This is a genomic window from Arthrobacter sp. 135MFCol5.1, from assembly GCF_000374865.1.
Taxonomy (GTDB): Bacteria; Actinomycetota; Actinomycetes; order Actinomycetales; family Micrococcaceae; genus Arthrobacter.
Window position 1 is genome coordinate 16,727 of sequence record NZ_KB895473.1, and the last position, 23,176, is coordinate 39,902.

18 protein-coding genes and 1 pseudogene are annotated in these 23,176 nt (G+C 65.6%); 9 read left to right on the plus strand and 10 right to left on the minus strand.

The features are described from left to right. The first annotated feature begins 5 nt into the window (after positions 1 to 5). Positions 6 to 1,379, plus strand: coding sequence for an NtaA/DmoA family FMN-dependent monooxygenase (locus C563_RS0120010; RefSeq protein WP_018763856.1), 1,374 nt, complete (start codon positions 6 to 8; stop codon positions 1,377 to 1,379). Between the two features lie 396 nt (positions 1,380 to 1,775). Here the strand turns inward: C563_RS0120010 and dctA are convergent, their stop codons facing one another. Both dctA and C563_RS0120030 read right to left on the minus strand, forming a co-directional pair. Then, complete coding sequence (gene dctA, locus C563_RS0120025; protein WP_018763858.1) at positions 1,776 to 3,086, minus strand: C4-dicarboxylate transporter DctA; 1,311 nt, start codon at positions 3,084 to 3,086, stop codon at positions 1,776 to 1,778. 56 nt (positions 3,087 to 3,142) lie between these two features. Continuing rightward, complete coding sequence (locus tag C563_RS0120030) at positions 3,143 to 4,285, minus strand: PrpF domain-containing protein (protein ID WP_018763859.1); 1,143 nt, start codon at positions 4,283 to 4,285, stop codon at positions 3,143 to 3,145. 128 nt (positions 4,286 to 4,413) lie between these two features. Here C563_RS0120030 and C563_RS0120035 point away from each other — a divergent pair, with 128 nt between their 5' ends. Further along, entirely contained in the window at positions 4,414 to 5,319 is a 906-nt protein-coding gene (locus C563_RS0120035) for a LysR family transcriptional regulator (RefSeq protein ID WP_018763860.1), read from the plus strand. A gap of 40 nt (positions 5,320 to 5,359) precedes the next feature. On the opposite strand, the gene C563_RS0120040 is transcribed toward C563_RS0120035, so the two are convergent. The 5 genes from C563_RS0120040 to C563_RS0120060 all read right to left on the minus strand — a co-directional run bounded on the left by C563_RS0120040 (position 5,360) and on the right by C563_RS0120060 (position 11,568). Continuing rightward, positions 5,360 to 6,331 carry a serine hydrolase domain-containing protein gene (locus C563_RS0120040; protein WP_018763861.1) on the minus strand — a complete coding sequence of 324 codons (972 nt, stop codon included), beginning with the start codon at positions 6,329 to 6,331 and terminating at the stop codon, positions 5,360 to 5,362. A gap of 78 nt (positions 6,332 to 6,409) precedes the next feature. Next, complete coding sequence (locus C563_RS0120045; protein WP_018763862.1) at positions 6,410 to 7,528, minus strand: ABC transporter substrate-binding protein; 1,119 nt, start codon at positions 7,526 to 7,528, stop codon at positions 6,410 to 6,412. A 30-nt stretch (positions 7,529 to 7,558) separates the two neighbouring features. Continuing rightward, the gene (locus tag C563_RS0120050; protein WP_018763863.1) at positions 7,559 to 9,343 is read right to left on the minus strand and encodes an ABC transporter permease; all 1,785 of its coding nucleotides are present in this window, start codon (positions 9,341 to 9,343) and stop codon (positions 7,559 to 7,561) included. Beyond that, on the minus strand, positions 9,340 to 10,437 hold the full coding sequence (locus C563_RS0120055; protein ID WP_018763864.1) for an ABC transporter ATP-binding protein: 1,098 nt from the start codon (positions 10,435 to 10,437) through the stop codon (positions 9,340 to 9,342). The genes C563_RS0120050 and C563_RS0120055 overlap by 4 nt, the downstream gene beginning before the upstream one ends. Positions 10,438 to 10,476: 39 nt before the next feature. Next, a complete protein-coding gene (locus tag C563_RS0120060; protein ID WP_018763865.1) occupies positions 10,477 to 11,568 on the minus strand; it encodes a PrpF domain-containing protein in 1,092 nt (363 codons plus the stop codon). A gap of 319 nt (positions 11,569 to 11,887) precedes the next feature. Here C563_RS0120060 and C563_RS0120065 point away from each other — a divergent pair, with 319 nt between their 5' ends. The 6 genes from C563_RS0120065 to C563_RS0120090 all read left to right on the plus strand — a co-directional run bounded on the left by C563_RS0120065 (position 11,888) and on the right by C563_RS0120090 (position 18,310). Next, positions 11,888 to 12,556 carry a GntR family transcriptional regulator gene (locus C563_RS0120065; protein ID WP_223992974.1) on the plus strand — a complete coding sequence of 223 codons (669 nt, stop codon included), beginning with the start codon at positions 11,888 to 11,890 and terminating at the stop codon, positions 12,554 to 12,556. A 120-nt stretch (positions 12,557 to 12,676) separates the two neighbouring features. Continuing rightward, a complete protein-coding gene (gene tcuA / locus C563_RS0120070) occupies positions 12,677 to 14,140 on the plus strand; it encodes an FAD-dependent tricarballylate dehydrogenase TcuA (protein WP_018763867.1) in 1,464 nt (487 codons plus the stop codon). A gap of 39 nt (positions 14,141 to 14,179) precedes the next feature. Then, entirely contained in the window at positions 14,180 to 14,815 is a 636-nt protein-coding gene (locus tag C563_RS0120075) for a GntR family transcriptional regulator (RefSeq protein ID WP_018763868.1), read from the plus strand. A 327-nt stretch (positions 14,816 to 15,142) separates the two neighbouring features. After that, the gene (locus tag C563_RS0120080; RefSeq protein ID WP_026265171.1) at positions 15,143 to 16,069 is read left to right on the plus strand and encodes an intradiol ring-cleavage dioxygenase; all 927 of its coding nucleotides are present in this window, start codon (positions 15,143 to 15,145) and stop codon (positions 16,067 to 16,069) included. A gap of 117 nt (positions 16,070 to 16,186) precedes the next feature. Next, positions 16,187 to 17,653, plus strand: coding sequence for a polysaccharide deacetylase family protein (locus C563_RS0120085; RefSeq protein WP_231369939.1), 1,467 nt, complete (start codon positions 16,187 to 16,189; stop codon positions 17,651 to 17,653). 84 nt (positions 17,654 to 17,737) lie between these two features. Next, entirely contained in the window at positions 17,738 to 18,310 is a 573-nt protein-coding gene (locus tag C563_RS0120090) for an SRPBCC family protein (RefSeq protein ID WP_018763871.1), read from the plus strand. Between the two features lie 106 nt (positions 18,311 to 18,416). On the opposite strand, the gene C563_RS0120095 is transcribed toward C563_RS0120090, so the two are convergent. Next, a complete protein-coding gene (locus C563_RS0120095) occupies positions 18,417 to 19,379 on the minus strand; it encodes an alpha/beta fold hydrolase (protein WP_018763872.1) in 963 nt (320 codons plus the stop codon). A gap of 184 nt (positions 19,380 to 19,563) precedes the next feature. On the opposite strand from C563_RS0120095, the gene C563_RS0120100 reads away from it, so the two are divergent. After that, positions 19,564 to 20,604 carry an LLM class flavin-dependent oxidoreductase gene (locus C563_RS0120100; protein WP_018763873.1) on the plus strand — a complete coding sequence of 347 codons (1,041 nt, stop codon included), beginning with the start codon at positions 19,564 to 19,566 and terminating at the stop codon, positions 20,602 to 20,604. Positions 20,605 to 21,949: 1,345 nt separating this feature from the next. On the opposite strand, the pseudogene C563_RS22310 reads toward C563_RS0120100, so the two are convergent. Next, positions 21,950 to 22,565 (minus strand): annotated as a pseudogene (locus C563_RS22310) (NAD(P)-dependent oxidoreductase). Positions 22,566 to 22,873: 308 nt separating this feature from the next. Beyond that, a partial coding sequence (locus C563_RS0120115) for an FAD-dependent monooxygenase (protein ID WP_026265172.1) occupies positions 22,874 to 23,176 on the minus strand: 303 nt, incomplete at its 5' end.

Consider the following 23,176-nt stretch of genomic DNA (forward strand, 5'->3'; position numbering starts at 1 on the left):
AAAACATGACACAGCACACCCGTGCTAAATCCGAGATCTTCACCCCGAGCGGCCAGATCCAGTTTGGGGTCTTCTTCCAGGGCGTCAACTCGGGCACCATCTGGAAGGCCGCCGAATCGGGCTCGCAGACGGACTTCGAATCGTTCCGCCGGATCGCCCAGACCGCGGAGCGGGGCCTGTTCGCCGCGTTCTTCCTGGGCGAGGGGCTGCGCCTGCGGGAGCACCTGGGCCGCCCGCACGCGCTGGACGTGGTGGGCAGGCCGGATGCACAAACCATGCTCGCCGCCCTGGCGTCGGTGACGAAGAACATCGGCCTGGTGGCGACCCAGAACACCACCTACAACGATCCCGCCGATTTGGCGCACCGGCTCGCCTCCCTGGACCTGATCTCGGGCGGCCGCGCGGCGTGGAACATCGTGACCACTGACAACGCCTGGACCGGCGCGAACTTCCGCCGCGGCGGCTACCTGGACCACGCCGACCGGTACAAGCACGCCGAAGCATTCGTGGAGACAGCCAAGCGGATCTGGGATTCATGGGAAACGCCGGACGGCCCTGCCAGCCGGGTGCTGCATCAGGGGCAGCGCTACACGGTGGACGTCACGCCGCGGCTGCCGCGCAGCGCCCAGTACCGGCCGGTGCTGTTCCAGGCCGGCGACTCGCCCGAGGGCCGCAACTTCGCAGCCCGGCAGGCGGACGTGATCTTCTCTGCCCACCCGAAGTTCGACGACGCCGTGGACTTCCGGAAGGACCTCGTGGAGCGGTCCGTGGCCGCTGGCCGTGGCGCCAACGCCGTGCAGATCATGCCGGCCAGCGAGTTCATCCTGGCGCCCACTGCCGCCGAAGCCGCGGAGAAGAAGGAGTGGGTGCGCAGCTTGCAGATCGGCCCGCAGCAGGCCATTGCCTACCTGGAGCAGTTCTGGGGCCGCGAGCTGTCCACCTACGATCCGGACGGCCCCCTGCCGGAGATCGATCCGGTGGTGGAGGAAACGTCTGAAACCCGGGGCAGTGGTTTCCACGGCGCCAAGGCCCGGCAGCTGGCGGACCAGTGGCGGGCGGAAGCCAAGGACAAGGGGCTGTCCATCCGGCAGTTCGTCACCTCGAAGACCGCGCGGATCGATTCCACCTTCACCGGCTCCTACACGGCCGTGGCCGATCACCTGGCCGAGTACGCGCGGGTGGGCGCCGTGGACGGGTTCAACATTTCCCCGTGGCTGATCCCCACCGGCCTGGATGACATCGTGAACCATCTGGTCCCGGAACTCCAGGAACGCGGCGTGTACCCCACCGAGTACCGGGGCAGCACGCTCCGCGAGCACCTGGGGCTGGAAACGCCGGTGCGTACCGCCGATGAGGCCGCCGCGGCGGTCCGGGCGTGATGCGCTGGGCCGGTTTTGCCCGCGGGGCTGGCTTTAATTGGAAGGCTGGTTTTGCCGGACGGGACGACGACGGCGGCAGGGTAGGTGCCGCCGTCGAACCTTCCGTGGGGGCTGGTGCTGTGGTGGCTGGTTCGTCCGGGAGCGTCACCCTGCAGCTGACGGTATGGGAGCAGTGGGTGTAGGGCCCGACAGCTGGGCCGCTAGTCGGTTTCCGGGCTCTGGCAGTAGAAGCAGGTGCCTTCATCGCAGTCTTCTGCAATGTCCTGCTCCGTTTGGCGCTGGCTCATTGGCGGGTCCTTTCCGTGTGGGTTTGTGCAGTAGTACCCCGCTCAGGGATCTGCCCGGGACCCGTTCCGGGGTCCCGGGCAAACCCTGGGGTGGTGGCTTGGCGGCCGGTTAGTGGGCCAGGGCCGGTTCGGCCAGCTGAACCTTCTCCGCCTCGGTGGGCACGAAGCCCGCCTGGAGCTCGGAGCGGAGCTTGACCATGTCCAGCTCACCCTGCCACTTGGCGATCGCCACGCAGGAGACGATGTTGCAGACCGTGCTGGTGAGGGCGCGGGCCTCGCTCATGAACCGGTCGATGCCAACGATGAGGGCCACGCCGGCCACCGGCAGGGTGGGCATGACTGTCAGGGTGGCCACCAGGGCCACGAAGCCGCTGCCGGTGACGCCCGCCGCGCCCTTGGAGGTCAGCAGCATCATGCCGAGCATCAGCAGGATCTGGCCCCAGCTCAGGTGAATGTCGCAGGCCTGGGCGATGAACATGGAGGCAAGGGTGAGGTAGATGGCCGTTCCGGTGAGGTTGAAGGAGTAGCCGGTGGGGACCACGAGTCCTACGACGCTGCGGTCGCAGCCGATCCGTTCGAGCTTGGACAGCAGGCGCGGCAGGACCGGTTCGCTGGAGGACGTGGCCAGGACGATCAGGAATTCGTCCTTGAAGTAGCGCAGGATCTGCCACAGGCTGAAGCCGGTCACCTTGGCCAGGATGCCCAGGCCGACCACCACGAAGACGATGCAGGCGGCGTAGAAGGCAAGGATCAGCATGCCGAGGTTTCCGATGGAGTGGGCGCCGTACTTGCCCACCGTGAAGGCCATGGCCCCAAAGGCTCCCAGCGGAGCCACCTTCATGATGTAGCCAAACATGATGAAGAGCAGCTTGTTGAAGCTGTTGACCACGTTCAGGGCCAGCTGGCCCGGTGCGCCGAGCTTGCTGAAGGCGAAGCCGCACAGCAGTGCAATGACCAGCACGGGCAGGACTTCACCATCGGCGAAGGCGCCAACGAAGGTGGTGGGGATGATGCTGAGGATGAAGTCCACGGGGTTGCTGCTGGGCAGCTGCGTGGTGTACTTCTGCGCCACCGAGGAGTCCAGATGCGTGGGATCGATGTGCATCCCGGCGCCGGGCTGGAACAGCGTCACCGCGGCCAGGCCCAGGGCCAGGGCGAGTGCCGTCAGCGCGTAGAAGAGGCCCAGCGAACGGATCAGGGTGGGGCCCACCTTCTTCGTGTCCCTCAGCGACGTGATACCTCCCACGATGGTGCAGAACACGATGGGGGCGATCATGAACTTCACGAGTTTCACGAAGCCGTCGCCGATGGGCTTGAGGGACGAACCGAGGTCCGGCCACAGCGCGCCCACAACGACGCCGAGGGCGACTCCGATGAGTACCTGGACATACAGGTGTCCGAGGATGGATTTGATCTTCATTGAACAACTTCCTGGTTGGTGCGGCCCCTTAATGATGGGGCAAAGAGATAGGGGTGTTAGGCAGACAGCTCGGCGGCCGGGGCCACGTCGATATCTGCGGTGGCGATGTGGCGGGCTGCCCGGTGGAGGGCCACTTCGCTGACGGTGCCGGTGTCATCGGTGATGATTTCGGCGGTGATCACGCCGGCAGGTGTCCCGATCCGCAGCAAGCGGGGGGTTCCGGTGCCGGCGGAGGATGATTGGGCTGCTGCGTTGGCTACCACCGACGACGGCTGCGAGGCTGCGAGGGCCACTGCCACGGCTGAGGTGAGGCCGATGGCCGGGTGGGGCGCGAGCATGGACAGCATCCGCACCCGCACGTCGTGGCTTCCGGCGGTGATGGTGGTTCCGTCCGCGGCGATGTAGTCCCCGGCAGGCGCCACAACCCCGACTTTCGGGACAGCGTTCTGCGGCGGATCCTCAGGCTTGCGCAGCCCCATGATCAGGCCTGCTGATGCCCGTGCCGCAATGAGGGTGGGCAGCTGCGCGGAGAGGTTGTCCGTCATCGAGGAAAGATCGACGCCGGCCTGGTCGGCTGCAAGGAGCACGGCAGGGGCGCCGGCGTCCACCATCGTTGCGCCCAGGGTCCTGCCGTTGACCTCAAGCTGGTCCATCGTGTTGCCGGTGGGCAGGAGTGCGCCGGTGCTCTGGCCCCAGGGGCCGTGGAACGAGAGGCTGACGGGAACACCGGCGGCGCTGCTGCCCGGAACCCGTGCCAGGCCCGACTTGGGAATGTGGCCGCCGGGAGTTGGAACCGCTCCGCTGAGCACGGCGCCGGACGTGACGTGGCGCATGCGGACCTTGGTCATGCCGTCTCCGGCGGGAACGATGCCCGTCTGGACTGCGAACAGGGCAATGGCGGTGGCGCAGTTGCCGCAGTTGGAACCCAGCTCAACGGTGGGGTCGCCGATCCCCACCTGGGCGAAAAGGTAGTCGAGGTCTGCCTCCGCGCCAGGGGTGGCCCAGATGACCGCGGCCTTCGACGTGGTGGACGTTCCGCCCCCGACGCCGTCCAGCTGCCGCGCATCCGCTGCGCCGAATGCGGCGGACAGCAGTGCGGGGATTTCCTCGCGGGTGGGGGCGTGGAGGGCCACGTCCCTGGCATCGAAGAGCCAGCACTTGCTGGTGCCGCCCCGGTACCAATGTCCTTTGAGTCCCACTGTATTTCTCCCTCGTAACTTGCAGGTGCCCTACTTCACAGCACCTTGTCCTTCTACGATCCGGGATGGCAGCCTTCAGCACAATCGCAAATAAGTGGACGACTATCTACTTTTGCTAAACTCAATGCATGGCAATCCTTGACCTCCACCGGCTCCACGTGCTCCGCGAGGTGGGCCGCTCCGGCTCCCTGACCTCCGCTGCCGCCGCACTCTCCTTCACCACGTCAGCGGTGTCGCAGCAGATCGCCAAACTCGAGCAGGAGATGGGTGTGGTCCTGATCGAGCGCCACCCGCGGGGCGTGGTCCTGACCGAGGCGGGGCACGCCCTGCTGCACTACGCCGACGAGATCGACAGGACCGTGGAAGCTGCCCGTGCCGAAATGGGGGAGTTCGCGGGCCTTCGGCGCGGCCAACTGCGGCTCGGGACCTTTCCCACCGGCGGGGCCTCCCTGATGCCGGATGTGGTGCTGGCGTTCCGCGCCCGCCATCCGGAGGTGGCGGTAACGGTGGTGAGCGCCCGGCGGGACGGTTTGCTGGAACGGTTGCGGCGGCGGGAAATCGAGCTGACGCTGCTGTGGGACTACCCCTGGCAGCAGATCCAGGATCCTGACTTGACCCTGGCCACGCTGATGAACGATCCAACAATGCTGCTGGTCCCGCGTGAGCACCCCATTGCGAAACTGCGCTCGGTCCGCATCGGCGCATTGAGCGACCAGGAATGGGTGGTGCGCGATGAGCACCCCGTGGCCGATGTCCTCAGCCGGGTATGCCGCGACGCCGGGTTCGAGCCGCGGATCGCCTTCGCGGCCAATGATTACCAGGAGACGCAGGGCATGGTGGCGGCCGGTATCGGGATCGCGCTGGCACCAAGGCTGGCGCTGACGGCCCTGCGCCCCGACGTCGTTGCAGTCCCGCTCGCGGGGGCTCCGAAGCGCCGCATCCTTCTTGCGCACCTGGCAAACCGGAGGCTCAGCCCCGCCGCGCAGCAGGCAACCCAGGTGTTCCGTTCCGTCGCCAAGGGCGCGGCTTCCTGACAATGGATGGGGCCGCCGTCGTACCGTGCCTTTCTGATGCCTACCGGGCCAGGGGCCCGGCAACCAGCGCCCTGGCAAGGTCCATGAATTCGGAGTGGGTCACCGGAGCGGGGCCTGCCGTCGAGGCAGTTGCCGTGCGGGTGTTCCGTGCGATGGCGAAGCTGTCGCTGACGACGCGCCGGTGCACAATGACGCTCCCGATCGCCGGCAGGACCAGCAGGAACTGGCCGTAGTTGCCCGCAGCCAGGAACGCCCCCTCCCACTGCGGGCCGGATTCCCGGGGGAGCCACCACAGGTAGCCGTAGTCGCAGGTGCCAAAACCGGTGGCCGGCGCCATGTCTGCGCGCCTCACATGGGTGGCCACGCTCTCCCTGACCCATTCCCGGGGGACATGCTGCCGGCCCTGCCACTGGCCGCCGGCAGCCATCAGCAGCCCGATCTTCGCCAGGTCCCGGGCGGAGAGGAAGAAGTGGTAAGCCCGGAAGGCGGACTTTTGGTCGTCCCCGAGCATCTGCTGGCGTGTGGGGACGTAGTCGTCGAACCCCAGCGGACCGGCCAGGTGCTTCTCGAACGCATCGAAGACGCCCAGGCCGCTGGCCTTCTCGAAGATGGCGCCGGCGGCGTTGAAATCCCAGTTGTTGTAGACGAAATATTGCCCGGGCGCCTTTGTGCCACGTGCAGGGAAAGCATCCTCGTCACTGCCCGGGCTGGACGGCGGATGGTAGACCCCCGACCGCGACGTCAACAGGTCACGGAGCCGGGCCGTCCGCTCGATGGGCAGCAGGCCGCCCACATCGTCAACACCGAGCTCACCAAGGGTGGTGTCGAGGCTGACCGTGCCGGCGTCCACCTGGATGCCGAAAAGGATCGAGAGCAGGCTCTTGCGCATAGAGGCGACGTAGCTGGCGCGGGTGGTGTCGCCCAGTTCGACGACGGTCCTGCCGTCCTGGAGGACCAGCAGGGACGAGGTGTTCCGGGGTACCGGAAGTGCGGCGGCGTGGACGGCGGTCACAGGGCTCCTGATGGTGGTGTGAAACAAGAAGCCCGGGGACCCGGCGGAGGCCGGGTCCCCGGGCGTGGGATTTCGGGGTTACTTGGTGTAGCCGAAGACCTGGTTCCACTTGGCAAGGTCGTCCTTGCCGTAGGTCGCGGCGTCGGTGTTCTGCATGCGGTAGACCTTGCCGGAATCGACGGCGGGGAGCGTCACGCCCATGATGGTGGGCGGTGCTACGTCGGTGCGGACCGGGTATTCACCGATCTGCGCGAAGACCTGCTGGCCCTGCTTGGAAAGGTTGTAGTTCATGAAGACCATCGCGGCTTCCACGTTTGTGGCGGTGCCCGTCATGCCCAGGTAGTAGTCGTACGAGACGAGTCCTTCCTCGGGGACGATGAACTTGACCGGAGCCTTGTCCTGGACGGCCGAGATGTTGGTGCCGCTGATGGTGACCGTGCCTACGGCCACTTCACCGCGGGCCAGCGCCGTGGCTTCAGCGCCCAGGGAGTCATAGATTTTGGGCTTCTGCGCAGCGTACTTGGCGAAGTAGTCGCCGCCCATCTTGGTTTCCATGAACCTGTTCAGCGCAGCTGTGCTCCCGCCCGAGCCGCCCTGGACGATGCCCAGCTTGCCCTGCCATTTCCCGCCGACGGCATCCGCCCATGACTTGGGGGCATCGGCTTCCTTCACCAACTGGGTGTTGTAGCCCAGGGTGTAGACGGAGTTGAACATGCGGGTGAACTGGCCGCCGTCCACGGAAACGTCCTTGAGGGCCGAGGCGCCGGGTACGTCATAGGCTTTCCAGACCTTGGCGTCCTCCATGGACTTGGCAATCCGGTAGTCGGACGTGCGGATGACGTCTGCGCTGAGCTTGCCGGCACCCTGCTCGGACAGTACGCGCTCGGAGAGCTTGTTCGGGGTGAGCCGGACGACGTTGACCTTGATGCCGGTGTCCTTGGTGAAGGCGTCCACCAGTGCGCTTTCGGAGGAGTCGGTGTAGCCGGAGTACAGGGACAGTGTTTGCGATTTCGCCTTCTCGTACGTGGCCTTGTCAGCGATGGACTCGCCGTTGATCACCAGTCCGTCATCGGTGCTTACGGTGGCTGTGGCCGTGACCACGCCGGCGCTCTGGGCGGGGCTTCCGCAGCCGGCAAGGCTGAGGGCGAGCAACACTCCGGCTGCGGTGAAAGCGGGCAGTTTGGACGCTAACTTCATTGTGGTGTCCCTTCAAAGGTGGGTGGGAGGTCAGTTCTTGGTCTTGCGTTCGCCGCCGACTTTTTGGGCGATGACGGCGAGGATTCCGATGACGAGGCAGTACAGGACGCTGACGGCGGCAGCCGCCTGGCTCTGGCCGTTGTCGAAGTTGTCGAAGACGAGGATGGACAGGATCCGGGTGTTCGAGGTGAAGAGGAAGATGGAGGCGCTGAGCTCACGCATGGAGAGCATGAGGAACAGCAGGAACGAGGACATGATGCCCACGCGCATCAGGGGCAGGGTGACATCCAGGACGGACCGGGTCCGCCCGGCGCCGAGCATCACGGCGCTGTCTTCGAGGTCCTGGTCCATCTGGAGCATTGACGCGGAGACACCGCGGTATCCCTGCGGCATGAACACGGCCACGCAGGCGACGGCGAGGATCGCCAGGGTGCCGTAGATGGGCAGCGGCAGCAGCAGCCAGGTCCAGAGCAGTCCGATGCCCATGACGATGGCGGGGACGGCGAGAGGGGTCATGGCCACCAGCTCGATCAGGCGTCCCACCTTGGACTTGGTGCGGTACCGGATGTAGGAGGCGATGAAGCTGAGGGTGGTGCCGGCGAAGGCTGCGATCAGGGCCACCAGGACACTGTTCTTCAGGGCGAGCTGGAAGTCGTTGGATCCCAGGACCTCGATCAGCTTCGCGAAGCTAAGGGAGTTGGCTTCGAGCAGCTGCGACATCGAGGACACGAACGGGGTGGCCTGCATCGAAGCGGCCAGCAGGGCCAGCATCGGCAGGACCACCGAAACGGCGAAGTAGGCCAGGGCCAGGATGGTGAACGGCCAGCGCATCTTGCGAAGCGGCACCTGGCGGGGACGGTTGCCCTTGCCGGTCATGGTGGTGAATTTGCGCTTGTTGATGATGCGCTGCTGGATGAGGGTCACGGCCATCAGCGCGACGGTCAGGATCACGGCGACACTCGCCGCCTGGTTGCTCTTGGCGGGCGTGGCGCTCATAAGGCGGTAGATGTAGGTGGGCAGGGTGTCCACGCCGGCGGGGTTGCCGATGACCTGGGCCACGGGGAAGTTCTCCATGGTCAAGGCGAAGACCAGGACGGCGGAGCCCAGGATGGCCGGCAGGGCCAGGGGCAGGGTGACGGTACGCAGCATGGTGCGCAGTGGCGCCCCGTGGACGGTGGCGGCCTCTTCGAGGTCGGCGTTCATCATGGACAGCGAGCTGTGCAGCAGCAGGAAAGCGTACGGGGCGTAAAAGATTCCCAGCACGAACACCAGGCCCGGCAGGCTGTAGATGTTGATGGCGGCATCAATGCCCAGGTCGCGGAGGAAGATGTTGATGTACCCGGCGCTGGGCGAGCACAGGAGGGACCAGGCCAATGCGCCCACCAAGGCGGGGATGAACATCGGCGCCATCCCGATGAAGAAAATGAACTTCCGCAACGGCGCATCGGAGCGGGCACACACGAAGGCCAGGAATGCCCCGATCAGCAGGGCGACGATCGCTGAGCCGGCACCGACCATGAGCGAGTTGACCAGGGCCCCGAGTGCTTCCGGGGTGGCCAGCAGTGCCAGGTTGGACAGTGTCAGGCCGCCCAGCGAGATGCTGCCGGGCCGGGGAACGCTGTCCGAGAAGGCGGCGAGCAGGACGAGGGCAAGAGGAAGAACGATGAGGACGCCGAGGATGACCAGGACGATCAGGCCCGGCGTGTTCTTCCGGAGGCCCGAAAGGGTCCGGGCTGCACGGTAGTCCCGGGGCGCCGGCGTGGGTGCGAGGCGGGCGTCGGCGCGGGTGGCCGCCTCGGTGGTCTTGAGGCTCATGCGAGGACCTCAGCCGGCAGGATCTGGACTTCGCGGGGGTTGACGGTCACCCACACGCGGTCCCCCACTTTGTGCTGTTCGCCGCGGCGAAGTCCGCCCAGGGCATCAAGCTCGGGCCCGGATTCCAGCTGGATGGCGTACCGGATGTCATTGCCCTGGAATCCCGCTACCCGGACCGTTCCCGGCCATGAGTTGGGGTGTTCGGTGGGCATGGCGGTGATCTGCAGGTCCTCGGCCCGGATGCATACCTTGGGGGATGTGCCGGCGTCGCTGGCCTGCTGCGCCGACTGGACGGTGAGCTCGCTGTTGGTGATGCGTGCGGTGGTGGACCCGGTGGCGGTGCCCTCCGGGGTGCAGTCCATGATGTTGGAGACGCCGAGGAAGTGGGCGATCGAGGCGCTGGCGGGTGCCTCGTACATGTGCTGCGGGGCTCCCATCTGCACAATCCGGCCGCCCTGGAGCAGGGCGATGCGGTCTGCCAGGGCGAAGGCTTCGTGCTGGTCGTGGGTGACGTACACACAGGTGAGCCCCAGCTGGAGCTGGATTTCACGCAGTTCAACGCGGAGCCGGTCACGCAGGCGGGCGTCAAGGTTGGAGAGCGGTTCGTCGAGCATGAGCACGCTGGGCCGCATGACCAGGCTGCGCGCCAGGGCGACGCGCTGCATCTGGCCGCCGCTGAGCAGGCTGGCGCCGCGGTCCGCGTAGGGCTCCAGGCCCACCAGCGTGAGGGCCTCCATGACGCGCTCATCGATTTCGCTCTTGGACAGTTTCTTCTGCTTGAGCGAGTAGGCAACGTTCTGGGCCACCGTCATGTGCGGCCATACCGCGTAGGACTGGAAGACCATGCCGACGTTGCGCTTGTTCGGGGGCAGGTTGATGCCTTTTTCGGAGTCGAAGACCACCACGTCGTCGATGATGATCCGCCCCGACGTGGGTTCCTCCAGGCCGGCGATGCAGCGCATGGTGCTGGTCTTGCCGCAACCGGACTGGCCCAGCAGGACGAGGGCCTCGCCGTCTTCGATGTCGAGGTTGAGGTTTTCGATGGCAGTGAAGCTTCCGTACTTCAGCTGCAGGTTTTGAATGCTGATTTTCATGGCTGATTCCTTGGCTGGGTTTTTCCGGTAGGGGTTTCTTCAGTCACTGGGCACCAGGATGGTGCTTTCGCTGATGACGCGGGCCGAGCGTTGAAAGGAGACTTCGGTGGGATCGGCTGCATCCAATGCCAGCGCCGTCTTGCCTTTCAGTAAGTGGATAAAGAGTCCGGCCTCCGCCGCCGGAACTACGCTGCGCTGCACCACGCTGCCTGCTGCTCCTGAGGCGGCAGCGACGGCGACCGCGCTGGTGAGGCCGATGGCGGGGTGCAGTGCGGTCATCGAGATCATCCGGGCCGAGACGCCGGTTGCGCCTGCAGGCGGAGGCCCCACGATGCCTACCTTCGGAATGGAGCTGAGGTCCTGCGGCAGGCCCATCCTGCGGGCGGCCGCAGCGCGCAGCTGCGGAGCGATCCGGACCAGCGCCTCCAAAGCGTCCTCGCTGCCGGTTGCGTCCAGCCCCAGGTCCTGTGCGGCAAAGAGTGCGGCCGGGGCGCCTGCGTCGATCAGCGTCGCCTGGTACCGCTGCCCGTCGACCTCAAGCTCATCGATGGCGTTGCCTGTAGGGAACTGTGCTCCGTAAGTGGACCATGAGGTTTTCTGGAAGATGACATCGATGGGGACGCCGGGGTAATGCTGGCCGTCAAGTCGCCGCCCGCCGTAGGCTGGCACCTTGGCCCCTGGTGTGGGGATCTCGCAAATCAGGCGCAGCCCGGTCACGGTGTTCAGGATGGGTACCCGGGTGACTTCCCCTGTGGGAGCGACCAGCCCGGCGTGGAGCGCGTACAGACCCAGCGCCGTTGCGCAGTTGCCGCAGTTGCTGGCCCACTCGACTGCCGGCTTGTCGATGGCCACCTGGGCGAACCTGTAGCGGACCGTTCCGTCCGGGTCGGTGCCGGCCACGGTGATGGCCTTGCTGGTGGTTGACGAGGCGCCGCCGACTCCGTCGATTTGGCGGAGGTCCGGCGAACCGAAGGTGCGGATAAGGAGGCGGTCCGTCTCCAGGGCGTCAGACGGAAGGTCCTCGTCCCGGAATATCCAGCATTTGCTGGTGCCGCCACGGACGAGGGTGGCCGGCACCGGGGTGACGGGGAGGGTGCCGGCCTGCGGCTCTTCCCTGGATAGAAGCGTCATTGGTTCTCCTGAAAATACCCGTGCCACCGTGTGCAGCCGCCGGGTGAATGTTCAAAGCTGAGCAAACCAGAATCCGGTACATGCCCTGCTGTATGGCGTTGGTCACAAACGGTATACCGTTGGTATGACTTAAGCAACAGTCCCTCGAATATGAATACCGGCAAAGTGGTTTGGCGGGCTTCCTGCTGCAGCGGGTGTGCCGAAAATCGGCACGGTGTTCACAGCGCGCCGAAACGGTATGCAGTGCGATAGAATTGCGGCGAAAGGTATGGCGCCGGCGCGTCCTGCCGCTTGTTTGCATGAAGACCGGAGGCCGCCCGTGGCGTCGCAACCAGAGACAAGCCCCTACCTGATGATCAGGAACGCCATCATCTCGCAGGAGCTGCCTCCCCGTGCCCAGCTCGTTGAAAGCGCCCTGGCCAAGAAGTACAACGTCTCCCGGACGCCCATCAGGGAAGCCTTGCGGCGCCTCGAAACCGAGGGGCTCGTGGAGCGGTACGGTTCGCGAATGCAGGTGCGGGAGTACCGCCCGGAGGAGATGCTGGACCTCTACGAGGTGCGGACCTTCCTGGAGGAGGCGGCCGCAAAAACCGCGGCTCTCCGGCACACCGACATGGACCTGATGCTGATCGACCGCGCCCACCAGGCCATGGTCACCCTTGATTTCGATGCTGCCACTCCGGCTGAACTGGCCGCCGCCAACCGCACCTTCCATGAGCGCATCTGGGCCGCCAGCCACAGCGCCGCCCTCCTTGACCTGCTGGACCGGATCCTGGTCCACTTCATCCGCTACCCCGGCACCACGCTCTCCACCAAGGAGCGCTGGGACCGCGTGCTGAAGGAGCATGAGGAGCTGTTGGTGGCCATCCGCGCACGGAACGCGGAGGAAGCCGGCCGCATCGCCAGCGCCCACATGGACGAGGCAAAGAACATCCGCATCCAGATGTACATCGACGCCCAGGAAATCAGCCACCCGCGCCTGGGGTAGCCGCAAATCCCGGCAATAAACCGCTCCCGCCGAGCCCGTTAAGCCTGCGCCAAGACGCTATTGCATGCGACGGCATACCTATGTATACAATCGTGTACAGCGATGGAGCTGAGGAGACTGATGATGATCAAGAGCGACGTTTTGGTGGTTGGCGGCGGCAACGCCGGATTTGCGGCAGCCCTTGCAGCCGCCGAGCGTGGACGCAAAGTGGTCCTGCTCGAAAAGGCGCGGGAAGCCGCATCGGGCGGCAACAGCTTCTACACCGCCGGCGCCACCCGCATCTCCCATGACGGGCTCCAGGAGCTGACCGAATTCGTGGAGCCTGACGAGCGGCACGCCGTCAGTGAAGTCCCCGCCTATACCGCTGCCGAGTACCTTGCCGATCTGTCCAAGGTCTCTGAAGGGCGCAACGACCCCGAGTTGTCCGCGGTCCTGGTCAGCGAAAGCAACCCGACATTGCGTTGGCTTCACGGCATGGGACTCAAATACCGGCTGATGTATGAGCGCCAGGCGTACCGGACCCAGGACGGTGGGTATCTGTTCTGGGGCGGGCTGCACGTGGGCAACGTGGCAGGCGGAAAGGGGCTCATGACCGACCATCGGGCGGCCGCGGAGCGCATGGGCGTTGAGGTCATCTATGACTGCGCAGCCACCGGACTGATCCAGGAGGACGGCCGCGTCCGCGGAGTCCGGTACCGCACCTCATCCGGAGAAGGTGAGCTCCGGGCCGAGTCGGTCATCCTCGCCTCGGGAGGTTTTGAAGCATCACCTGAACTGCGCCGCCAACACCTGGGGGAGGGCTGGCAGAACGCGAAGGTACGCGGCACACCGGGCAACACGGGTGAGATGATCGTCGCCGCATTGGACGCCGGCGCGGCCAGGGGCGGCGATTGGTCAACCTGCCACAGCGTCGCCTGGGACGCCTGGCACCCGGAGAACGAGGGCAACCTGGAACTCACCAACCAGCTCACCCGTGGCGGGTACCCGCTGGGCATCGTGGTGAACAGCGACGGGAAGCGGTTCGTGGACGAGGGCGCCGACTACCGCAACTACACCTATGCGAAGTACGGCCGGGACATTCTTGCCCAGCCGGGCTCCGCCGCCTTCCAGATCTTTGACGCTTCCTCCCGTCCCATGCTGCGAGCGGAGGAGTACGACATGCCGGGGGTTTCGGTGGTCACTGCGCCGAGTCTTGCCGAGCTGGCACAGAAGGCCGGCATCAGCCCTGAGGGGCTGGAGGAGACGGTGAAGAGCTTTAATGATTCGATCACCGAGGGCGCCCCGTTTGATCCCAACGTCAAGGACGGGCGCCGGGCGGATACCCAGCCGCCGAAGAGCAACTGGGCCCGAAGCATCGCCACCGGCCCGTACTACGCGTTCCCGGTAACCTGCGGCATCACCTTCACATTCGGCGGCCTCAAGACAGACACCTGGGGACGCGTGCTGACCGAAGACGCAGGGCCGCTTGATGGGCTCTATGCCTGTGGTGAAGCCTTGGGTGGTTTGTTCAGCGGAAACTACCCCGGCGGCTCCGGGCTTGCGGCGGGAGCCGTCTTCGGCCGCCGCGCAGGCTCCATCGCCTAGGCAGCCCAGCAACCCCACCAGCAACGGAAAGAGGAAAAAGTGGCCATTCCCATCCACCAGCGGCTTCGCGAGGATGTCCTCGCAAGCGTCTTTGCGCCTGACGAGCCGCTCACGGAGGCCAAGCTCACCGAGCGGTACGGGGCCTCCCGGACACCGGTGCGGGAGGCGCTGCAGCGGCTGGAACAGGACGGGCTGGTGGAACGGCGCGGCAAGGCGGTGGTGGTCCGAACGCATTCAGCCGAGGAGATCATCGACATCTACGAGTCGAGGATCATCCTGGAGCAGGCCGCCGCGGCCAAGGCTGCCGTCAAGGCAACCGCCCTGGACCGGCAGCTGCTCACGGGGCTGCTGACGCAGATGCAGCAGCTGGACCCTAGCGACGGCCGGGCGCTCGCGGAAACCAACCGCGCCTTCCACACCCAGCTGTGGCGCGCCACCCACAGCCCGTCGCTGATCGGACTGCTGGAACGCCTGGACCAACAGGTCCGCCGGTACACGCTCACCACCCTGACCTACCCGGGGCGGTGGCCGGTGGTGCTGGCGGATTACGCCGACCTGCTGGCCGCCATCGGCGACCGCGATTCCGCCCTCGCCGGGGAGATCGCGGCCCGCCATATGTCGGACGCCTTAAACATCAGGTTGAAGATGTACGCCGAAGATCCCAGGACGCTCTAGGCCGCACCGACGGCCGCGGGCGTTCCGCACAAAGACCCGCCGGCAGATGTTCCTGCATACTCCATCGCAACAGGAAACCCGAAAGTCGGGCGCAGGTCATCAGCCGGTGCAAAGAGGCGGGGCAGGCTCCCAAGGGCCTGCCCCGCCTCGCTTTTTCCGGCACCTCGTGCGCCGGGCTGCTTTTGCTGGAACGGACGGCGGCGGGGTGGGTGCCGTCGTCGAGCCTTCCGTGGGGCAGGCTCCGGCAGCATGAAGCCTGCCAGGACGCACAGCAAGGGCACAGATACCACCAGTCCCCGGCATAGCCGCATGCGGTTTCCTTGGACCATGACCACTTCACGCACACCCAATCAGCCCGACGTCGACCAACCCCATCCCAACCATGACCGCGGGCTGGAGTTCGATCTGACCACACTGATGAGCCGCCGGTCCCTGGGGCTGTTCCTGGGTGCAGGCGGGGCGGCCGCCGCGCTCGCCGCCTGCACCCCTGCCGGAACCACGGGATCCACGTCGTCGGCTACGACGTCAGCCACTTCCTCGGCGGCGTCCTCAGGTTCCGCCGCAGCATCCACGGGCTCCGCTGCCGCCTCGGCCACGCCAACACTGACGCGGGCCATCGCCGAATGCGGGTTGGAGATTCCGGAGGAAACCGCGGGCCCCTACCCAGGCGACGGCTCCAACGGGCCGAACGTCCTGGAAGCCTCCGGCGTGGTGCGCCGGGACATCACCTCAAGCTTCGGCACCGCGTCAGCGACGGCGGAGGGTGTGCCTCTGACGTTCACCCTCACCCTGCTGGACAACGCCAACGGCTGCACCCCGATGGCCGGCGCCGCGGTGTACGCCTGGCACTGTGACCGGGATGGGAAGTACTCGATGTACGACTCCAGCCTGAAGAACGAGAACTACCTGCGCGGTGTGCAGGAAGCCGATGCCAACGGGCAGGTCACCTTTACCTCCATCTTCCCGGCCGCCTACTCCGGGCGCTGGCCGCACATCCACTTTGAGGTCTTCGAGTCCATGAACAATGCCACCTCTGCCGGGCAAGTGCTGGCCGTCTCCCAGATCGCCCTGCCCAAGGCGGCCTGCGACGACGTCTATGCCACCCCCGGATACGAAAAGAGCGTCACCAACATGACCCGCACCACCCTGCAGTCGGACAACGTGTTCGGGGACGACGGCGGCATCTACCAGCTGGCGACCATGACCGGCTCGGCGGCGGCCGGCTACACGGCGGGGCTCAACGTGACCATCTAGCGCACCGGCACCCCCCGGTTCCAGGCAATGCCCCTTGGGTTTCACCATCCGGGCTCTTCAGTAAGGGATAATCGAACGGTCAACACCTGAGGAGCGTGCGGATCGATGGGGCTGGGGATGGGGCGCACCCGCGGGAGCGTAGCTGCCGCCTGCCTGCATGTCCTCCTGGCGGCGATTTGCGTAGCGGCGCTCCTCTGCGGTGGTGACAGCATGTCCGGTGCGCCGTACCCGGCGTTGCACGCCCACGAACGGGTTTCCAGCCAACCGGAGACCGTGGCGTTGCCCCAGCCGCTCTCGGATGCGCTGGACGGGCCGGTGGAGGTGCCCGGCGGGTACGGGATGGCCTTGACGGCCCACGTGGGGGAGCACCACGTGCATGCGTCCTGGACCTACGTTGACGGGGTGCCGGGGTTGAACACGCATGTTGACTCCTGGCTGCTGGGACTCCTCGATGCCGCTGCCCCGGCGGGTGGCCGGTACCGGCCCGCGATGGCGCTGAACGCACAGCAGCCGTCGGGCCAGGAGCTGACGGTGTCCGCGGCGCCCGTTCAGGCTGCGGGAACAGTGATAATTGTCCGGGAAAAAGTGAGGACGTCCGGGACGGGCGGGACGGTCTCAGAGCGATCGGAAACCGTCTATGTTGACACGGTTTCCGGGGCTGTCCGTGGCGGCGCGGAGCTGGTGCGGCCGGAGGCGGTTCCGGGCATCCAGTCGCGCATGGTGGGCGTTCCAGCGCAGATCGCCACCCCCGTCCGGCAGGACATCCCGGTAGGCGACCTGGTCCTGAAACCGTCCGGGGAGCTGGCGGTGTCCGCGGAGGTTCCGGGAAACCCCGGGGGCAACGTGACCTTGACCATGAACGCCGCCGAGGCCGGCGCGGTGCTTACTGACTACGGCCGGCAGATCCTGGGGCACCTGAACGCCGCCGCAGTCACGCATCCCGCGACAGCGCCGTCAGCCAGGCACGTGAACTGCGACATCGTCCCGTGCGCCGCCTTGACGTACGACGACGGGCCGGACGCCCGCACCACGCCGCAGCTTTTGGCCATCCTGGCAGAGCGGAAGGCCCAGGCCACGTTCTTCATGACCGGGTCCAATACGGCCGCGAATCCGGCAACCGCGAAGCAGGTGGCGGACGCCGGCTTCGCGATCGGCAACCACACGTTCAGCCACCCTTACCTGACCAAGCTGCCCATCCCCGCAGTCAAGAAGGAGATGGAGCGTACGGACGCCGCCATCCTGGCCGCGACCGGCTCCACCCCGGCCATGATGCGGCCGCCCTACGGAGCGGCCGATGCCGCAGTGCAGGGCGCTGTGGGCAAGCCGCTCATCATCTGGGCCGTGGACTCACTGGACTGGCAGAGCAAGAACCCGGCAGTGTTCGTGCCCAAAGTGCTCAAGGAGATCACGCCCGGCGCGGTGGTGCTCATGCATGACGTGCAGCCGACGACGATCGCCGGGCAACAGGAGCTGATGTCCACCCTGCAGGCCCAGGGCTACCAGCTGGTGTCCGTCCCGCAGCTCTTCGAGGGAACGCCCTTGGTCCCGGGCCATGTGTACAGGTCCCGGCCGGTGCGCCAGTAGGCAGCAGCGCACGGCCGCCCGTTGACCGCAAACGGCGGCGTGAGTACTGTGGGCCGCCTATTCCCCCTCGCCGTGGAGGCACCAATGGCCGGCACATCGATCAGCAGCACTGACTACGAATTCCTGACTGTCTGGCGGGTGGCAGGAACCCCGCGGGAGGTCACGGACATCCTGGGCGATGCCGGCACGCTTCCCCGCTGGTGGCCGTCGGTGTATCTGACTGTTGAGCAGTTGGATCCGGGCAACCCGGACGGCACCGGGAAGGCGTTCTTCCTCCACACCAAGGGCTGGCTGCCGTACACGCTCAAGTGGCAGCTCACCGTCACCGAGCCCGTCACGGAACACGGATTCGCCATCTCGGCCCGGGGCGACCTCAACGGCGCCGGCCGCTGGACCTTTGAGCAGGACGGGCCCGAAACGGTGGTCACCTATGAGTGGCGGGTCAGCACGGCAAAGCCACTGTTGCGCCGGCTGAGTTGGCTGCTCAAGCCGGCCTTTGCCGCGAACCACCGGTGGGCGATGGCCCGCGGGCAGGAGGCGCTGGCGTTGGAGCTGCGGCGACGGCGGCCGGGCGCCGACCCTGCCAAGATTCCGGCGCCCGCGGGGCCCACCTTTTCACGGCTGCCCCGCTGGCCGGGGAAGGCACGGCAGGCCTGACGTACCGGACTGCCTTGGCTGGAAGGTTCGACGACGGCGGCGGGGTTAGTGCCGTCGTCGTACCTTTCCGCCGGGGTGCTTTCCTCCGGGACGGCCAGCCTGCTGCCTACGGGGCTGGGGAATCCTGCCGCTGGGTGACGCGCTGGATGAATTCGACCGTTTCGCGCTCGGTTTCGGCGCGGGTGGTGGGTTCGTTGTGCACCTCGTGCCGGACGCCGGGGAAGACGCGGGCGCGGACGTCCGCGTGGCCCGAATCGGTGAGGCGGTTGGCCACGTGGTAGGCGCCTTCGCCGTAGTTGGTCACGGGGTCCTGGTCGCCGGCGAGGATGAGGACGGGGAGGTCCGCGGGGAGCTGTTTGTACCAGTCGTCGGAATTGACGTGGTCGTAGAGGTCCACGAAGCCTTGCAGGAACCGGGCGCTCAGGGGTGCGCCGAAGTTGTTGAAGGGGTCCCTGGCGTGGTCGGCCACGACGTCGGCGTCCAGCGCCACCCAGGCCGTGGGGCCGGGATTGTCGCCGAAGCGGCCCAGGAAACCATCGAACAGCTGGCCCACGAGGTCCTGCGGTGCGGCGTCCGCTGCGCCGGCGCCGGAGGCAAGCCGCGCCAGTTCCGGCCGGTTGATCGTTGTTTCGATGCCGCGCATTTGGGCGGCGATGCCGCACAGGATCAAGCCGGACAGCTGAGCCTGTGGGTCCACTGCCATGCCGCGCGCGATCATGGAGCCCCAGCTGTGGCCGAACACCACGTAGGGAAGCTGGGGGAGGGCCGCCCTGGCTTTGGCCTGGAGCGTGAGCTCGTCCGCGACCACCACCTTGGCGGCGTCCTCGCCGGCGTCGCCCCAGGTGCCCTGCTGCATGGCGGTGCGGCCGTGCCCGGCGTGGTCACCTGCCACCACGATGAATCCGGCGTCCACCAGCGTGGAGATGAGGTGGAGGTAGCGGCGGGAGTGCTCGCCGAGCCCGTGGACCAGCTGCACGATTGCCTTGGGCTGGCCGATGGGTTCGTAGACCCAGGCCTGGATGGTGTCGCGGCCGTTGGCGGACGTGAATTCGATTTCCTGCAGTGACATGTATTCCTCCTGTGGCGGCGCCGTCGCCTGCCCGTGGTGAGCCTAACCCGTGTGCGGACACGTCCGTCAAGGGTGAGGGTGCTTCTGGCGGAGCCTTGGGGGCGGCGGGACATGTTGGTTCATCCGGTGGCCCACGGCCTAGTCTGAAAAACAGTCACGTTCCCTGATCACTTGGAGGAAGCCGATGCCGCATCCCACTCGTCCCCTGCGGAAGCTGGGGTTCCTCACGATTGGCTTGTTCGATCCCGCTGATCCAGCTGCCGGCCACGAGTCGACCTTGCAGATCATTGAACTGGGGGAGCGGCTGGGGTTCGACAGTGCCTGGCTGCGGCACCGGCACCTGCAGTTCGGGATTTCTTCGCCTGTGGCCGTGATGGCGGCCGCGAGCCAGCGCACTTCGAGGATTGAGCTTGGTACTGCAGTGACGCCGCTGGGCTGGGAGAACCCGCTGCGCCTGGCGGAGGATCTGGCCACCGTGGACCTGCTCGCCGGTGGACGGATCAACCCCGGCGTAAGCGTGGGGGAGCCGATGCAGTACGACACCGTGAAGCATGAGCTGTACCCGGATACGGCGGACCTGGAGGATTTCAGCTACGCCCGGGTGGAGCGGTTTGCGCGTCTGGTGGCGGGTGAGCGGGTGCGTGAATTCTCGGGCAAGCAAGGGGTGGTGGAGGAGTTCTCCAACCGTGTGGAGCCGCATTCGCCCGGGCTGCGGGACCGGCTGTGGTACGGGGCCGGGAGTACAAAGTCAGCGGTATGGGCGGGTTCTCATGGATTCAACCTGCTCTCCAGCAGCGTGATCTTCCCCGACAAGGACCAGGAACCGGACTTCGCTTTGGTCCAGCAGTCCCAGATCCGGGCGTTCCGCGAAGCGGCTGCTGCCGCCGGACATGTTCAGGCGCGGGTTTCGCAGGGGCTGGTGGTGATCCCAACCGACTCGGCATCGCCGGCCCAGCGAGAGAAGTACCAGCGATACGTCGACGAACGCACGCCGCGCACTGCAGCTCCGCAGGGGCCGAGGGGCATGATGTTCGCGCGCGACCTGATCGGCACCAGCGATGAGATCGCCGAGCAGCTCTACGCGCACGCCGGGTTCCAGGAAGTGGACGAGGTGGCTTTCGCCCTGCCCTTCAGCTTCGACCACGAGGACTACGTGCAGATCCTGACGGACATGGCGGGGAAGCTCGGGCCGGCTTTGGGCTGGGCTCCGGGAAAAGCCGGGTAGCAAGAGCCCTAGCAAAGGACCGCATGACCGCGGGTGCCAGTTAACGGCAGCGGACCGATGCCATAAGTCCGTCAAAGGAGAACTGTCAGATTTAGGTCTAAGACAGTTCGTCGTACCTGTGCTATTGGCCCCCTATAGGCCCTATTCTGACGCATATCTCGTCCGGAATCTGACGTCAGGTTGAGGTGTGCCCTACCTTGCAGGAGCAACGCCCAAAGCTGTCATGACAGCTTTGGGGTAGCCACGGTGGACTGTGTGCCTTTGACGCTTAGACACAGGGGCGCCGTCGCACGGCATAGGTGGGACGGCCAGCAGATGGCAGGTCCCTAGCCCCCCTAATACCCTGGAACTGCCGCTAAGGCTAAGGAGCGGTGCCTGTTTTCGGCTGGTCTCGCGCTTCTTGGCAGACAGTACGAACCTCCCAACCGTCCCTCCGGCGGTACGTTCGTCTACCTCTTCCATAGGAGAGCTTGAGTCGAATGATGCCTTGATCCAAAGACAGGTATTCAACTACTCCTCGTGCAGTCACCAGACCATCATCGAGCACTTCAATCTCATGACCCGGCCTGAGCCTTTTCCAATCGAAGGTTTCGAAGGACAGTGGCGTCATGGAGTCATCCTGGACTCCTTCTCCGCGGACATCACTCAAGGAGAGTTTGAGTAGTGTCTGAAAGTGATGGCAGCCGAGAGCTGCTGGCCATCCGCGTTTTCGCTAAAGAGAGCAACGTCAGATCGCGGGCGACAGCTTTACGAGCCTCCGCAAGATTTTCGTACCTTGTGCTCTTGTATTTTTTTTCCGTACTTCAAGGCTGGGGAAACCTCGTCAAAGTGTCGCTGCGAAGAGAGCGGATCGTAAAAGATAACATCCGCGCTTTGCCGAGGGGCGTCTAAGCCAAGAGATGGAAGCGGCAGATCAAGGTGGGTGGGAGCCTCGCCAGGGTGCGGCAGGACACTTGGATACATCACGCCAAGGATCACCACAACAATTTCTGATGGCAAGTGCTGCGGCGGCCCGAGGCAAGGGAGAGGGACGCGGTTGTCATCTCCCGCGTGCTGCCGTCGTTGAGTAGGGGGTTTCATTGTTCTGCTCCTGAACTATGGTTCCCAGCATCATCGGATGGGACATCTACTTCCTCCGCAGGGAGCCGCTTCCTTCGCTACCCCCACGCGCTGAATGGGAGCCTCGTCAGCCTTCGCATAAGCAGCAGTAGGTAACACCTTCCCTCACCTCCAGCTGCATGACGATGCGTGGTTCAACCCGACCTGGGTAAGCGCGCCTTGAACAGATCTTGCAGGCAGGGTAGGAAGCGGCGCCCCAGATACGGACGCAGCAACCGAGGGCGCGTCAGAAAGGGCCGCGCTGCACGAGGTTTGTCGGGGTTTCACCTTTTGCCAGAGCCTGGAGCTGGGCTTTAAGGAGTTTTACGATCCTGGGTTCGAAGGCGGATGCGTTGCCACCGATGTGAGGGGTAACGAGGGCATTGGGGGCCGTCCATAGTGGGGGCTCTTCGGGGAGCGGTTCGGGATCTATGACGTCACAGGGCGCCGAGGACTTCTTCACCCACGAGGTGGCGTGTGTGCTCGTTGAGTGGCAGGACGGTGATGAGGACGTCGTGTGTAGGTGCCAGCTCAGGCAGCGCGGCCGGCGCGTGGATTTTCCCGTATTCATCAGATCGTTCCCTGCTGCCTACGCGGGTGATGTGGACTTCGAAAGGTTCAAGCCGCCGGGTTATCTCCTGGCCGATGCCGCCAACGCCCACAAGCAATATCTGGCGGTCAGCGAGTGACTTGCGGCGCCCGCGGGGCGCCAGCGTTTCGTCAATTGGTCCTTGGCGGCTTGGTCGATCCCCCGCAGTTTCGCAAGTACCAGCCCAACAGCAAGTTCCGCTGTTGCGGCAGCGTGCACTCCTGACGCTGTTGCGACGGCAGCTGTGGGTCCGGCAGCATAACAGCAGGGCCATTCAAGTAGGGAAGCACTGATGACTCCGTCGTAGCCGGTGGACTGTGTTTGGACGAACTTCAGATTCTCCGCCTGGCTGAGTGCGCCCCACGACCGCATCTATTTGGGATACTTCCGCTCCTACCGGTTCCGATTCCAAGTCCCAGACAACTGCTCGAAGGCCTTCGGGGATCGGTGAAACGGATTCGAGCAGATTAGCGTCGGGAAGGCTGATCGCGTGAATTGTTTGCATGAGTTTATCCATCGTCGGTTACGAACGGGGCTGAATCAGGATGGAGCAGTATGGCCAATGGAACGGCCGCCAAGTGCCTAGTGTGAGGGCCACCCGGAGTAGGCCTCTGCGAGGTAGGCCATGCCGTGCCGCGATGAAACCACGGAATTCAGTTCGCCAAGCTGGCGGGCCCGGGAGAAGTCGTCGGCGTCCGCGGGGGTGTGCAGCATGGTGGTCATCCAGTACGAGAACTGCTGCGCCTTCCAGACCCGGTCCAGGGCGCGGTCGCTGTAGGTGTCCAGCAGGTGTCCCGATCCGGAGTTGTAGTGGCTGTCCAGCCCCTCGAAGAGGACCTTGACGTCGTTGATGGCCAGGTTCAGGCCCTTGGCTCCGGTGGGCGG

Excerpts from the sequence above, each read along its gene's own strand:
- C563_RS0120085 (WP_231369939.1), top strand. The coding sequence starts at position 16,187 with ATGGGGCGCACCCGCGGGAGCGTAGCTGCCGCCTGCCTGCATGTCCTC.
- C563_RS0120050 (WP_018763863.1), bottom strand. The coding sequence starts at position 9,343 with ATGAGCCTCAAGACCACCGAGGCGGCCACCCGCGCCGACGCCCGCCTC.
- C563_RS0120060 (WP_018763865.1), bottom strand. The coding sequence starts at position 11,568 with ATGACGCTTCTATCCAGGGAAGAGCCGCAGGCCGGCACCCTCCCCGTC.
- tcuA (WP_018763867.1), top strand. The coding sequence starts at position 12,677 with ATGATGATCAAGAGCGACGTTTTGGTGGTTGGCGGCGGCAACGCCGGA.
- C563_RS0120090 (WP_018763871.1), top strand. The coding sequence starts at position 17,738 with ATGGCCGGCACATCGATCAGCAGCACTGACTACGAATTCCTGACTGTC.
- C563_RS0120080 (WP_026265171.1), top strand. The coding sequence starts at position 15,143 with ATGACCACTTCACGCACACCCAATCAGCCCGACGTCGACCAACCCCAT.
- C563_RS0120035 (WP_018763860.1), top strand. The coding sequence starts at position 4,414 with ATGGCAATCCTTGACCTCCACCGGCTCCACGTGCTCCGCGAGGTGGGC.
- C563_RS0120095 (WP_018763872.1), bottom strand. The coding sequence starts at position 19,379 with ATGTCACTGCAGGAAATCGAATTCACGTCCGCCAACGGCCGCGACACC.
- C563_RS0120045 (WP_018763862.1), bottom strand. The coding sequence starts at position 7,528 with ATGAAGTTAGCGTCCAAACTGCCCGCTTTCACCGCAGCCGGAGTGTTG.
- C563_RS0120010 (WP_018763856.1), top strand. The coding sequence starts at position 6 with ATGACACAGCACACCCGTGCTAAATCCGAGATCTTCACCCCGAGCGGC.
- dctA (WP_018763858.1), bottom strand. The coding sequence starts at position 3,086 with ATGAAGATCAAATCCATCCTCGGACACCTGTATGTCCAGGTACTCATC.
- C563_RS0120055 (WP_018763864.1), bottom strand. The coding sequence starts at position 10,437 with ATGAAAATCAGCATTCAAAACCTGCAGCTGAAGTACGGAAGCTTCACT.
- C563_RS0120100 (WP_018763873.1), top strand. The coding sequence starts at position 19,564 with ATGCCGCATCCCACTCGTCCCCTGCGGAAGCTGGGGTTCCTCACGATT.